General features: G+C 66.7%; 16 protein-coding genes and 2 tRNA genes. 9 read left to right on the top strand and 9 right to left on the bottom strand.

The window, feature by feature from the left end:
* The coding region (locus ACTJLD_RS31980; protein WP_440660639.1) for an ABC transporter ATP-binding protein at positions 1-963 on the top strand (963 nt) is incomplete at its 5' end.
* Between the two features lie 208 nt (positions 964-1,171).
* Positions 1,172-1,486, top strand: coding sequence for a hypothetical protein (locus ACTJLD_RS31975; RefSeq protein WP_440660637.1), 315 nt, complete (start codon positions 1,172-1,174; stop codon positions 1,484-1,486).
* Positions 1,487-1,586: 100 nt separating this feature from the next.
* Here ACTJLD_RS31975 and ACTJLD_RS31970 read toward each other — a convergent pair whose 3' ends face one another.
* Both ACTJLD_RS31970 and ACTJLD_RS31965 read right to left on the bottom strand, forming a co-directional pair.
* Positions 1,587-2,081 carry a hypothetical protein gene (locus tag ACTJLD_RS31970; protein ID WP_021158515.1) on the bottom strand — a complete coding sequence of 165 codons (495 nt, stop codon included), beginning with the start codon at positions 2,079-2,081 and terminating at the stop codon, positions 1,587-1,589.
* A complete protein-coding gene (locus ACTJLD_RS31965) occupies positions 2,078-2,629 on the bottom strand; it encodes a hypothetical protein (RefSeq protein WP_059698004.1) in 552 nt (183 codons plus the stop codon). The genes ACTJLD_RS31970 and ACTJLD_RS31965 overlap by 4 nt, the downstream gene beginning before the upstream one ends.
* A 288-nt stretch (positions 2,630-2,917) precedes the next feature.
* On the opposite strand from ACTJLD_RS31965, the gene ACTJLD_RS31960 reads away from it, so the two are divergent.
* From ACTJLD_RS31960 to ACTJLD_RS31950, 3 genes are all read left to right on the top strand, one after another.
* A complete protein-coding gene (locus ACTJLD_RS31960; protein ID WP_081076502.1) occupies positions 2,918-3,115 on the top strand; it encodes a hypothetical protein in 198 nt (65 codons plus the stop codon).
* 141 nt (positions 3,116-3,256) lie between these two features.
* The gene (gene otsA, locus ACTJLD_RS31955) at positions 3,257-4,678 is read left to right on the top strand and encodes an alpha,alpha-trehalose-phosphate synthase (UDP-forming) (protein ID WP_060085984.1); all 1,422 of its coding nucleotides are present in this window, start codon (positions 3,257-3,259) and stop codon (positions 4,676-4,678) included.
* Positions 4,671-5,264, top strand: coding sequence for an AAA family ATPase (locus tag ACTJLD_RS31950; protein WP_321910665.1), 594 nt, complete (start codon positions 4,671-4,673; stop codon positions 5,262-5,264). Before otsA ends, ACTJLD_RS31950 begins: the two co-directional genes overlap by 8 nt.
* A 24-nt stretch (positions 5,265-5,288) precedes the next feature.
* On the opposite strand, the gene ACTJLD_RS31945 is transcribed toward ACTJLD_RS31950, so the two are convergent.
* Positions 5,289-6,656 (bottom strand): MFS transporter, encoded by a 1,368-nt coding sequence (locus tag ACTJLD_RS31945; protein ID WP_034195743.1) that lies wholly within the window; start codon positions 6,654-6,656, stop codon positions 5,289-5,291.
* A gap of 159 nt (positions 6,657-6,815) precedes the next feature.
* Positions 6,816-7,196, bottom strand: coding sequence for a DUF5594 family protein (locus ACTJLD_RS31940; RefSeq protein WP_059697999.1), 381 nt, complete (start codon positions 7,194-7,196; stop codon positions 6,816-6,818).
* 117 nt (positions 7,197-7,313) lie between these two features.
* On the opposite strand from ACTJLD_RS31940, the gene ACTJLD_RS31935 reads away from it, so the two are divergent.
* Positions 7,314-7,715, top strand: coding sequence for a hypothetical protein (locus tag ACTJLD_RS31935; protein ID WP_060312618.1), 402 nt, complete (start codon positions 7,314-7,316; stop codon positions 7,713-7,715).
* Between the two features lie 222 nt (positions 7,716-7,937).
* Here ACTJLD_RS31935 and ACTJLD_RS31930 read toward each other — a convergent pair whose 3' ends face one another.
* Positions 7,938-8,243: a hypothetical protein gene (locus tag ACTJLD_RS31930; RefSeq protein ID WP_021158523.1), complete on the bottom strand. Its 306-nt coding sequence runs from the start codon at positions 8,241-8,243 to the stop codon at positions 7,938-7,940.
* A 143-nt stretch (positions 8,244-8,386) separates the two neighbouring features.
* On the opposite strand from ACTJLD_RS31930, the gene eco reads away from it, so the two are divergent.
* On the top strand, positions 8,387-8,887 hold the full coding sequence (gene eco / locus ACTJLD_RS31925; protein WP_060085986.1) for a serine protease inhibitor ecotin: 501 nt from the start codon (positions 8,387-8,389) through the stop codon (positions 8,885-8,887).
* A 36-nt stretch (positions 8,888-8,923) separates the two neighbouring features.
* Here the strand turns inward: eco and ACTJLD_RS31920 are convergent, their stop codons facing one another.
* Entirely contained in the window at positions 8,924-9,538 is a 615-nt protein-coding gene (locus tag ACTJLD_RS31920) for a TetR/AcrR family transcriptional regulator (RefSeq protein WP_440660632.1), read from the bottom strand.
* A gap of 115 nt (positions 9,539-9,653) precedes the next feature.
* Here ACTJLD_RS31920 and ACTJLD_RS31915 point away from each other — a divergent pair, with 115 nt between their 5' ends.
* Positions 9,654-10,394: an SDR family NAD(P)-dependent oxidoreductase gene (locus ACTJLD_RS31915; RefSeq protein WP_027786779.1), complete on the top strand. Its 741-nt coding sequence runs from the start codon at positions 9,654-9,656 to the stop codon at positions 10,392-10,394.
* 52 nt (positions 10,395-10,446) lie between these two features.
* Here ACTJLD_RS31915 and ACTJLD_RS31910 read toward each other — a convergent pair whose 3' ends face one another.
* Both ACTJLD_RS31910 and ACTJLD_RS31905 read right to left on the bottom strand, forming a co-directional pair.
* A complete protein-coding gene (locus ACTJLD_RS31910; RefSeq protein WP_027786780.1) occupies positions 10,447-10,779 on the bottom strand; it encodes a hypothetical protein in 333 nt (110 codons plus the stop codon).
* 213 nt (positions 10,780-10,992) lie between these two features.
* Positions 10,993-11,069, bottom strand: a tRNA-Met gene (locus ACTJLD_RS31905).
* A gap of 240 nt (positions 11,070-11,309) precedes the next feature.
* Here ACTJLD_RS31905 and ACTJLD_RS31900 point away from each other — a divergent pair.
* The gene (locus ACTJLD_RS31900) at positions 11,310-11,645 is read left to right on the top strand and encodes a hypothetical protein (protein ID WP_048025383.1); all 336 of its coding nucleotides are present in this window, start codon (positions 11,310-11,312) and stop codon (positions 11,643-11,645) included.
* A gap of 253 nt (positions 11,646-11,898) precedes the next feature.
* Here the strand turns inward: ACTJLD_RS31900 and ACTJLD_RS31895 are convergent.
* Positions 11,899-11,973 (bottom strand) — tRNA-Arg (locus ACTJLD_RS31895).
* Positions 11,974-12,109 lie beyond the last annotated feature (136 nt).

The following is a 12,109-nucleotide window of genomic DNA, read 5'->3' as shown; positions in this document are numbered from 1 at the left end:
GTCGGCGCGCGCGAGCGGCGCGAGCGTGCGCTTGCCGCGATCGACCTGATCGGTCTCGACGGTTTCGAGAACGCGTACCCGCGCGAGCTGTCGGGCGGCATGCGCCAGCGCGTGGGCTTTGCGCGCGCGCTCGTCGTCGACCCGACGATCCTGCTGATGGACGAACCGTTCTCCGCGCTCGACGTGCTGACCGCCGAGACGCTGCGTACCGACCTGCTCGACCTGTGGACGCAAGGGCGCATGCCGATCAAGTCGGTGCTGATCGTCACGCACAACATCGAGGAAGCGGTGTTCATGTGCGACCGGATCCTCGTGCTGTCGTCGAACCCGGGCCGCGTGATCGCCGAGATCAAGGTGCCGTTCAAGCATCCGCGCAACCGGCTCGATCCGGCGTTCCGCAAGCTGGTCGACGACATCTACGCGAAGATGACGGCCCGCCAGACCGGCGAGGCGACGAAGAAGGGGCTGGAGCTCGGCAGCTGGCTGCCGCAGGTGTCGACCAACCTGATGGCCGGCCTGATCGAGACGCTCGCGATGGCGCCGTACCACGGCCGCGCGGACATGCCGGAAATCGCGCGCACACTGCATCTCGAGGTCGACGACCTGTTCCCGATCGCCGAAGTGCTGCAATACCTCGGCTTCGCGGACGTGCGGGAAGGGGACGTGTTCCTGACGCCGCCGGGGCGCGTGTTCGCGGAATTCGGCACGCAGGAGCGCAAGCTGATGTTCGCCGACCACCTGCTGAAGCACGTGCCGCTGGCCGCGCGGATCAAGAAGGTGCTGAACGAGCGCCCGGGCCATCGCGCGCCGCGCGTGCGCTTCGAGCAGGAGCTGGAGGATTTCCTGTCGGACGGTGCCGCCGAGGAGACGCTCGACGCGGTGATCGACTGGGGGCGTTACGGCGAGATCTTCTCGTACAACGATCAAACGGAGATTTTCAGTCTCGAGGACGTCGAGACCTGATGCTGGCCAGGTCTCGACAGCATCCGGCGGACACGGCGCGAATTCCATGACCTATGACTGAAAAAGGGAATCTGTACGCCGTCGCGGTGGAAACGTTTGACCTGGTGCTCGTATCCGTTATCGACTCCCCGGGTCCACAGATCTTTCGGCGAAGGTCGAGCGCATCTATTCCAGCGGCAAGAGCATCACGCCGGATCGCCTCGGGGCGGTGATCGAGTTCTGCGGCGGTCCGCCGACCTGGGGCAATGTGCCGCTTCAGGCCGGGGAGTGCGCCCTCATGTTCGTGAGAGTGCAGGCCGGCATGCTCCATGAATATCCGTGGCGCGGACACATGGTGCTGGAGGAGATGGACGGGGAATCGTACGCCCGATTACAGATTCCCGAGTTGTGGTTGAGGCACGATCTGCCGGAAGCCGTGCAGGCCGCGACGCGTCCGCATCCGACCAGGCGGAATGCGTCGATCGTCAGGCTCGGTGTGCTGGAGCATTACCTGATGGACTTGATCGGAAAGTCGGCGCGCTGAGCCGAGCGCGCGATTCATGCGCAATGATTCGCGCCGGCGCGGTTGGAGCCGTCGCAGGGCAGTCGATGTCCGGGCCAGCCGCCGGCACGCGGTGCCTCCGCTACTGCAAATTCCCCCATCGATCGACCGCCGGCTCCGCCGACGCCCACTTCCAGTGCGTGCCTTGCTGGCACGCATTCGCGAAAAACCAGTCGGCCTTGTCGCCGTCCTTCACCGAGAACGCGAATTCCTTGCACAGCGCGAGCGCCGACGAGTACGCGCGCGTGACGCGCACTTCGCCTTCGCCGTTTTCGAGCGGCAGCGTGTTCTTCACCTTCCACGGCTTCACTTCTCCGACGGCGAGACTGCCGGCCGTCTTCGCGATCGCGTCCTGCTGGTTCTGATGGAGTTGTTTCATCGTGCGGTTCACGGCTTCGTCGGTCGCGGCCTGCACGGCGATCCCGACGCCGACGCCGACCGCCGGGTTCGCGGTGACGAGGCCCGTCGCGGCGCCGGCAAGCGCGCCGCTCGCCGCGCCGACCGACCCGCAGCCCGACAGCGTGGCCGCCGCCGCGCACAGCGCGCCGATGGCCGCGATACGGATCGCGACGCTCATTGCAGCGAGCCCCAGCGTTCGGTGGCCGGTTCCGCCGACGCCCATTTCCACACGGGGCCGTCGCGGCAGATCGTGGCGACGTAGAACGCCGATTGCGCGGCCTTGTCGGCTTTCGCGGGCGTGTCGACCGCGAACACGATTTCCTTGCAGTCGAGCGGGCCGATGCTGATCATCCGGCTGACCGTCACGCGGCCCTGTTCGTCGTCCTCGATCGGGAACGAGTGGTGCGTCGACCACGGCGCGACGCCGCCTACGTCGAGCGGGCCGGCCGCCTTCGCGATCTGTTCCTGTGTGTAACGGTGTGCGACGCGCTGCGAGTACTGGACGCCCGCACGCGCACCGGCGACGGCCCCGAGGCCGATGCCCGTCGCGACGGCGGCGTTGTTGGTGACCTTGGAGGCGATCGCGGCACCCGCGATACCGGCGCCGGCTGTCGCGCCCTCGCTGTACAGCGAGTTGCAGCCGGACAGCAGTGCGGCCGCGGCGATCGCGGCCAGCACGACGCGCGCCGGGATGGCCCGGCGCGGCGATTCGAAACGAATGTTCATCCCTGAGTGCAAGTCCTGTCTGGGTGAGCGGCAACGCGTGCGCGCCCTCATGCCGCGTCATTGTTTCGCAATTGTCATAGGAAAAATGCAAAGCTTTGACAAATCGCCGGACGGCATCCCGCGCGCGTACGCGCGGCGTTATTGTCGGACAGGTGGATCGTGAGGGGTCGAAACGTTACAAATTGAAGGTAATTGTTACTTTGGCGTGCAAGGAAGCGACCTAGACTTTTCAGTTATGGAATGTTTCTACGACGGCCTCGGGCCGCGCCGCACATGAGACACCCGGCCATGCGACGTTCGAAACGGTTTTCGCCCCGGCCGCCCGACGCAGGGTCGGATCGCCCGCATCCGCAGACCGACGCGCCATCGGCACCGCCTGCCGGCGCGCCCGGCGAGACGCCGTCCGACGGCGATCACAACCAGGGTGGTGCCCGCCCGGAAGGGCTCGACTATCAGCGGGATCTCGGTCAGGAGCAGGACGCCTGATGTCGTTGTCGTCGTATTTCGCCGCTGCCTTTCACACCTGCATTTCTCACGTCTGAATCGCCGCACGGCCGCCTTCGGGCAGCCGTGCCAGCCTTGGCGCGCGCCGCGCGCCAGCCCATCGAATCGAGGAGGGAAAGCCGCATGAGCAGATTGATCGTGGTATCGAACCGTGTCGCCGCCGGCGAGGACACGCGCCCGAGCGCCGGTGGCCTGGCGGTCGGCGTGATGGACGCGCTGAAGGAAACGGGCGGTGTCTGGTTCGGCTGGAACGGCGAGATCGTCGGCGCACCCGACACCGAGCCGGCGATCCAGCGCGACGGCAACGTGACCTATGCGACGGTCGGGCTGACCCGGCGCGACTACGACCAGTATTACCGCGGCTTCTCGAACGCGACGCTGTGGCCGGTGTTCCATTACCGCGGCGATCTCGCGCGCTTCGACCGCCAGGAGTACGCGGGCTATCTGCGCGTGAACGCGATGCTGGCGAAGCAGCTCGCCGCGTTGCTGCGTCCCGACGACCTGATCTGGGTGCACGACTATCACCTGCTGCCGTTCGCGCATTACCTGCGCGAGCTCGGCGTGAAGAATCCGATCGGCTTCTTCCTGCACATCCCGTTTCCGTCGCCCGACATGCTGCGTCTCGTGCCGCCGCACGAGGAACTCGTGAAGTTCATGTGCGCATACGACGTCGCGGGCTTCCAGACCGAGGCCGACAAGCAGGCGTTCACCGACTACATCGAGCGGCGCGGGATCGGCGCGGCGAGCGACGACGGGATGCTGCACGCGCACGGTCGCGTCGTGAAGGTCGCCGCCTATCCGATCGGCGTCTATCCCGACGCGATCGCGCAGGCGGCCGTCCAGTACGGCGCGCGCAAGCCGGTGAAGATGCTGCGCGAGGCGCTCGACGGCCGCAAGCTGGTGATGAGCGTCGACCGCCTCGATTATTCGAAGGGGCTCGTCGAGCGCTTCCAGGCGTTCGAGCGGATGCTCGCGAACGCGCCGGGCTGGCAGGGGCGCGTGTCGCTCCTGCAGATCGCGCCGCCGACGCGTTCCGACGTGCAGACCTATCAGGACATTCGCGAAACGCTGGAAGGCGAGGCCGGCCGCATCAACGGCCGCTTCTCGCAGCTCGACTGGACGCCGATCCAGTACCTGAACCGCAAGTACGAGCGCAACCTGCTGATGGCGTTCTTCCGGATGTCGCAGGTCGGCTATGTGACGCCGTTGCGCGACGGGATGAACCTCGTCGCGAAGGAGTACGTGGCATCGCAGGATCCGGCCGATCCGGGAGTGCTCGTGCTGTCGGAGTTCGCGGGCGCCGCGGCCGAGCTGACCGGCGCGCTCCTCGTCAATCCGTACGACCTGTCGCAGATGGCCGAGGCGCTCGAGCGCGCGCTGTCGATGCCGCTCGCGGAGCGGCAGGCGCGCCACGAGGAGAACCTCGCGCGGCTGCGCGGAAACGACCTGTCGGTCTGGCGCGATACGTTCGTCGCCGACTTGCGCAGTGTCGCGGCCGCCGCGTCGGTCACGCGGCGCGCGGGCCGGCGGGTCGTGCATGCGTGAGGTCGTACAGGGGCGCGGCGCCGCCGACGACACGAGCGACGACGCCATCCGCCGCTTCTTCGTCGTGACCGGTGGCCCGGGTTCGGGCAAGAGCACGCTGCTCGATGCGCTCGAGCGCGCCGGTTGCGCGCGCTCGCAGGAAGCCGGGCGGGGCGTGATCCGCGACCAGATGGCGATCGACGGTCACGCGTTGCCGTGGCGCGACCCGGCCGCGTTTGCCGAGCTGATGCTGAGCTGGGAGATGCGCTCGTACGATCTCGCGCGGCATGCGCGCGGGCCCGTGTTCTTCGATCGCGGCGTGCCGGACGTGATCGGCTATCTGCGGCTGACGGGGCTGGCCGTGCCCGCGCATGCGGAGGCCGCGGCCAACCGTTTCCGCTATCACCCGCGCGTGTTCATCGCGCCGCCGTGGCCGGACATCTATGCGCAGGACACCGAGCGCCGGCAGGATTTCGCGGAAGCCGTGCGCACCTACGACGCGATGGTCGAGTGCTACACGTCGTACGGCTATCGGCTGATCGAACTGCCGCGCGAGAGCGTGCAGGCGCGCGTGCGTTTCGTGATGGACGCGCTCGACGCCGAATGACGCGCGGGGCGGCGCGCGACGGTGTCAGGTTGCCGCGTCCGGTCGCGGCGACGCGATACGCAGCATGCTGACGAGCGCGGCCACCGCCGCGAATGCCGCGGCGACATAGAGCGCAATCGTCGGCCCGCGATCGGGGACGAGCCCGAAAATCAATGCGACGAGCGCGGCGCCGAGCGTCTGCCCGGTCAGCCGCGCGGTGCTCAGCATGCCACCCGCGCCACCGCTGCGTTCGCGCGGCGCCGACGACAGCATCGCGCGGTTGTTCGGCGACTGGAACAACCCGAAGCCCGCACCGCACAGCGCCATCCGCCACACGATGTCGACGGTGCCCGGGTGCGCGCCGATCGTCGCGAGCGACAGCAGCCCGGCCGCGAACAGGGCGAGCCCGATCCCGCCGAGGATGCCCGCGGAATAACGATCCGACAGCACGCCCGCGAGCGGCGCGGCGAACACGATCACGAGCGGCCAGGGCGTCATGTAGAGGCCCGTCTCGACCTGCGAGAAACCGAGCGAGTGCTGCAGCCAGAACGGCAGCGCGACGAACGCGAGCATCTGCGACGTGAACGACGCCATCGACGTATAGATCGACAGCGCGAACATCGGGATGCGCATCAGGTCGACGGGCAGCAGCGGCGCCGGCTGCGACAGCTGGCGCTTCACGAAGAAGTAGCCGACGACGAACGCGACGGCCAGTTCGGCCGCGACGTACGCATGGCCTTCGCCGTGGCCGAGCCCGTCGACCGCCGTGATCAGCAGACCGAACACGCACGCGTTCATCAGCGCGCTCGGGAAATCGTACGGCGCATCGTGCAACGGGTTGGACGGCAGCGCGCGCAGGCTGCCGATCACCGCGGCGATGCCGATCGGCACGTTGACCGCGAAGAGCCACGGCCACGATGCGAACGACAGGATCGCGGACGCGACCGTCGGCCCGATCGCCGACGACAGCGCCACGACCATCGCGTTGATCGACAGCCCGCGCCCGAGCATCGACGACGGGTAGATCATCCGCACGAGCGCCGCGTTGACGCTCATGATGCCGGCCGCGCCGAAACCCTGGATCACGCGCATCACGGCCAGCATCGGCAGCGAGCCGGCGAGCGCGCAGCCGAGCGACGCCGCGGTGAACAGCGCGAGTCCCGCGACGTAGATGCGGCGATAGCCGATGCGCTCGCCGAGCGAGGCGAGCGGCAGCAGCGTGATCGTGACCGCGAGCTGGTACGCGTTGACGATCCAGATCGATGCGGCGTCGGACGCGTGCAGGTCGCGCGCGATCGTCGGCAGCGCGACGTTTGCAATGGCGCCGTCGAGCACGGCGAGCGTGATGCCCAGTGCGACGCAGAGGATCGCCCAGTAGCGTTGCGGAAGCGGCAGGCCGGTATCGGCGTTCATGGCGGGAGCAGATGCGTGGTTGTCCGCGCGCCCGGCTGCCGGTTGCGTGCGCAACCATGCGGAAGGGTGGAGGCGGCGATGAGCGGCCCGGCCGGCGCAACTGCACCGGGGCGTGGCCGGCCGAGTGTATCACCGGGCCGCATTGCGCGACGTCGGCACTCAGCCTTCGAAGTCGAGGCCGCCGAGCCGCACGAGCGGGTCGGCCTGCGTGCGCGACAGGAGATCGATGTCGCGCGCGCCCTGCCATGCGCCCAGTTTTTTCGGCAGCGCGGCCAGGTAGTGCTCGAAGCGCCGCGGGCCGTCCGGCTCCATCAGCCGCTCGATTTCGTCGGTGTCCCAGGTCAGTTCGAGATTCAGCGGATGCTCGAAGCCGCTGACATGCTCGTGCGGCGCGCTGCGGATCTGCACGCGCGTCGGATGCCCGTGGCCGCCATACGGGACGACGTCGGTCAGCACGTGATCGGCGAAGAAGGCGGCGATCGCCTGTGCGATGCGCGGGGCGAATTCTGTATCGAAACGGCGGGCGGTTTCGGGCTGCATGAAGGCGTCTCCTGTATGCCGAAAATCCTAGCATGGCGGCGCCGCGTTTCGGTGTGCGTGATAGCGGTAATCGCGCGTTACCACTTGCTGCATCTATTACGGCCGCCTGCCGCCACAATGCATCGCATCCAGTACCACTTCGCGTGGGAGCCCATCATGAAAAAAATTGCCGCAGTGTGTGTCCTCGCCGGTTCGCTTGCCGTGGCGGGTCCGGCGTCCGCGCATGGCCGCGACGGCGGCGCCGTCATCGGCGCATTGATCGGCGGCGCGGTGCTGGGCGCGATCGTGACGTCGGCGATGAATCCGCCCGTCGCGTATCAGGCGCCCGTGTACCAGGCACCGACCTATCAGCCGCCGACGTACTACCAGGCACCCGCGTACCAGCAGCCTGCCTATCCGACCTACCAGCAGGCGCAGTACCAGGACGACGGCCCGAACTATTGCTACGACCGCTACCAGCGCGCGTACGTGTGCGGCGCGCCGGTGCGGGGCGGCTACGCGCAGCCGGCCGGGTGGTAAGCGGGCGGATGCGTGACGCGTGTCGTGTGACCGGCCAGTGCCGGACGGTCTGCGTCGCCGACATTCGCTTCGCCGCACCGGACGACAAAAGGCCCTCGCTTCGTGCGAGGGCCTTTGTCTTTTGCGCGGGAGTCCGTTCGTCTGCGTAACGCACGACCGGCAAGACCGGCACGACCGCTCATCGGCGGGCCGTGCGCGGATACAAACGGTTGCAATTGTGCGTCAGTGGCGATGGCCGCCGCCTCCGCCGCCATCGTTCCAGTCGCCGCGGCGTCCGCCGCCGTGCCCCCAGCCGTTGCCGCGGTTGCCGCGATCGCCGTCCCAGCGATGGTAGTCGCGCCGGCCGCGATCCCAGTCGCGTCCGCCGCCACCGCCCCAGATGTTGACCGTGCCGTACACGGGGGACGGCGCGTAGGCGTAGCCCGGATCGGAATAGTAGGGCTGGCCGTAGCCGTATCCGGCGTCCGGGGCGACGACGCAGCCGGCCAGCAAGGTCGCGACGCCGGCGGCAGCAATGAGCTTCAGCATGATGTTCTCCATTGGTTCCCGTATAAGTACCGCGCAAGGGGATTGCCAGCTGTTTGCAATTGTGTCGTCAAATTACAGCGCCGTAAGGTCATGCGACGAAAGTGTTAGCATCCGGAGCTCATTTGTTTTCCAGGAGTACCTCGATGAAATTCGCGATCCGGGCCGCGCTGGCCGCCTTGTGCGTGACGACTGCCGCCGCCTGCGTGGCCGCGCCTGCATCGGCGCCCGCCGTGCCGGCCGAGTCGATCAAGATGTTTCCGCAGGCAGCGGCCGGCCAGCAGCGCGTCGTGATCGCGCTGCCCGCGCTCGAGAACGAAGGCGATGCGCGCGTCGAACTGATGATCGGCAAGACGTTGCAGACCGACTGCAACCAGCAGTGGTTCGGCGGCGAGCTGACCGCCGAGGACGTGAAGGGCTGGGGCTATACGTACTACCAGCTCACCGACGTGAAGGGCCCGGCGTCGACGCTGATGGCGTGCCCGGGCCAGGCGCCGCAGCAGCGGTTCGTGCAGGTGCGCGGCGATGGCCAGCTTCTGCGCTACAACAGCCGCCTGCCGCTCGTCGTCTATGTGCCGGATGGTTTCGAGGTGCGCTATCGCGTGTGGCATGCGTCGAAGGACGTGCAGCACGCTGCAAAGCAGTAACGCGCGGGTGCGGCCGTGTGCGGCGGCGTCCTGCCGCTACGCGCCGCCCATACCGACGAGCGCTGGCCACGCGGCCAGCGCAGCCGTGGCGACGGCCTCGAGATCGCGACGGCTCGCACCATCGCGGGCCTGGATCGACATCCCCTGCTGGACGGTTACGTAGTACCGTGCGATCGCGTCGAGGTTCGCGTGCGCCGAGATCTCGCCGGTCGCGACACCTTGCCTGAGGCGCTCGCGCAGACTCTCGACCGTGCCCTCGCGCATCGCGATCAGCGTTTGCCGAACCGTATCGGAGCGCTCGGCCGGATGCAGCGCCGACAGCACGACCAGGCAGCCAGCCGGCTTCGACCGCCGCGTGAACACGCGTGCGGTATCCATCAGGTAGTTCCGCACGGCGTCGTGTGCGCTGCCGGCCTCCTCGACGCCCCGCCAGATTTCTTTTCCCTCCGTTGCGCGGTAGTGATCGAGCGCTTGCCGGAACAATGCTTCCTTGCTGCCGAACGCCGCATACAGGCTCGGCGATGCGATGCCCATCGCGGCCGTCAGGTCGGTCATCGACGCGCCCTCGTAGCCGAGGCGCCAGAACACCTCCATCGCGCGTTCCAGCGCCGCTTCCTTGTCGAAGCTCCTCGGTCGGCCCCGTTCAGCCATTGCGTCCGTTCCTTCGTCGATATCTGTGTCGATCGATAAAATAAATCAATTGACTGTGCCGCGCAACTTGCCACATTCTGTGCCGGTCGTTACATAAATGAGGAAAGGAACCGACATGAATCGACTTCAGGGCAAGCGTGCACTCATCACGGGCGGCAGCCGCGGCATCGGTGCGGCGATCGCGAAACGACTGGCGGCCGACGGCGCGGACGTCGCGATTACCTACGAGAAATCGGCCGAGCGGGCGCAGGCCGTCGTTGCCGGCATCGAGGCGCTGGGCCGGCGCGCCGTCGCGATCCAGGCCGACAGCGCCGATCCGGTGGCCGTGCGCGACGCAGTGGATCGTGCCGCGGAGGCGTTCGGCGGTCTCGACATCCTCGTCAACAACGCGGGGATTTTCCGGGCCGGCGGGCTGGACGATCTCACGCTCGACGATATCGACGCGACGCTGAACGTGAACGTGCGCGCGGTGATCGTCGCGTCGCAGGCGGCGGCGCGGCATCTCGGCGAGGGCGGGCGCATCGTGTCGACCGGCAGTTGCCTCGCCACGCGCGTGCCCGATGCGGGGATGAGCCTCTATGCGGCGAGCAAGGCCGCGCTGATCGGCTGGACTCAGGGGCTCGCGCGCGATCTGGGCCCGCGCGGCATCACGGTCAATATCGTGCATCCGGGGTCGACGGATACCGACATGAACCCGGCCGACGGCGAACACGCCGGCGCGCAGCGTTCGCGGATGGCGATCCCGCAGTACGGCAAGGCCGACGACGTCGCGGCGCTCGTCGCGTTCGTCGTCGGGCCGGAAGGGCGGTCGATCAACGGGACGGGGTTGACGATCGACGGCGGCGCGAACGCGTGATCGCGTGATGGCGGGACGCCCGGTGTGAGTTGACCGGGCGGCGTTGCGTTCGTTATCGGCAGCCGAGCCGTTGATGCTCGGCTTCGAGATCGGCGCGCTTGTCGTAAGCGCGCAGTTCGTTGCGCAGCTTGCCGTCCGGGCCCATCCTGCGCACGACCTTCTGGCCGCGGTCGGGGGTGTGCGTCACGGCGTCGATGCCGGCAGCCAGTTCACGGCAGCGTGAGTCGGAGGAGGTTTTTTCCGGGCGCGGTGCCGCTGCGTTCGCGACGTTGGCAATGCCGGGGCTGACATAGCGCCGCTTCGCGGGCGCGGTGATGGTGTCGGCGGCGTTCGCCGTGCCGGTAATCGCGGAAAGCGCGGCGAGTGCCGCGATCGTTCGAATCATTACGGAAGTCCGGATGCTGAAGAAGGTTCGGAATTCTACGCAATGTCTGACGTGAGGCTGCGGCGATCGGGCAAGATGCGATCGTGTGTCGCAGGTGGTGCCGGCGGCTGAATGTTCCGCAGTTTGTCGGCGATGCCGGCCAGGCGGTGCACATGCAGCAGTGCATGCGGAAAGCAAAAAGCCCGCTTGCTTTCGCAAAGCGGGCTTCGGTATTGGTTGCGGGGGTAGGATTTGAACCTACGACCTTCGGGTTATGAGCCCGACGAGCTGCCAGACTGCTCCACCCCGCGGCGCGAAGTGTACTTGGGCTGATGCCGAGAGTCAAACGATCTTTGATTTGCGTCGAATGGAAGCCGTGGTTCGCCGGCAGGCTCGGCACGCATCGTGAAGGCCGCACAGAAGGGTGAGCTGCCCACGAAAGGCCAAACTTGGCCGATCGACAACGGTCGGCAGATCGTCAAAAATCACGATTCGCTCCGCACACCGTGAAGAGCCGTGTTTGAATGAAAAAAATAATGGAGTAGGTTCGAATGAGCTTTCACACTCAGGTTTCGGTTCATCCGTTCGATGGTGAGCCGTTGAATGTTGCCAGTGTCCGTGAGGAACTCTTGAGGTTTCTTGACGAATATTCGCTAAGCCACGACGTATTGACCAACCTCACCGAAGCATGTGGTTCGGCTCTACCAACGTCAACTCTCTTCTTTCTGAACAGCATGGCGATCGTCATGTTGTTCGACAAGTTGGCTTCATGCCTGCCGAACGCGTCGTTCGCGGTAAAGGGCTCTGGCGAGGATCACCGCGATATATGGGTGCGAGAGTATGCCGACGGAGTGGCTACGTTCGAAGCCGGGCCGTTCGACGAGTAAGCTGGCGGCAGTCCAACATCGTCGCGCCTCGCTCGTCGCCGGCGGTGGGGCGGAAAGGGTGAGTTGGCGCGGCCAGTGTTGATGCGTTAGCGAGCTGATGCGATATCTGCGCGTCCGTGAGAGGTATTGTTGGTATCTGCTGATACCAACGAAAATCGCAAGAGTCTCGGGTACGGCTGGGAGGTAGAGTGGCGCCAGACGGGGGCGAAGCGGGGAGATTCTTGTGAATCCGGGGGATGGCTGAGAGCTTGGCTGGTCCCCCCGACAGGAATCGAACCTGTATCTAGCGCTTAGGAGGCGCTTGTTCTATCCATTGAACTACGGGGAGCGGATAGTTTGAGCGGGATGGACTGAAGCCTTGTGAATCAGGCTCTTAGCCTTGTCCCGTGTGCCTTTCCGGGATTTTCGTCTTTCCGCGCATGACGCGAAATGACGGGTTGTGAAGCATAGTTTAACGCCCCGCC

It is taken from the genome of Burkholderia sp. 22088 (assembly GCF_052045915.1).
Taxonomy (GTDB): Bacteria; Pseudomonadota; Gammaproteobacteria; order Burkholderiales; family Burkholderiaceae; genus Burkholderia; species Burkholderia cepacia.
This window is presented reverse-complemented; position numbering and strand designations above follow the sequence as displayed.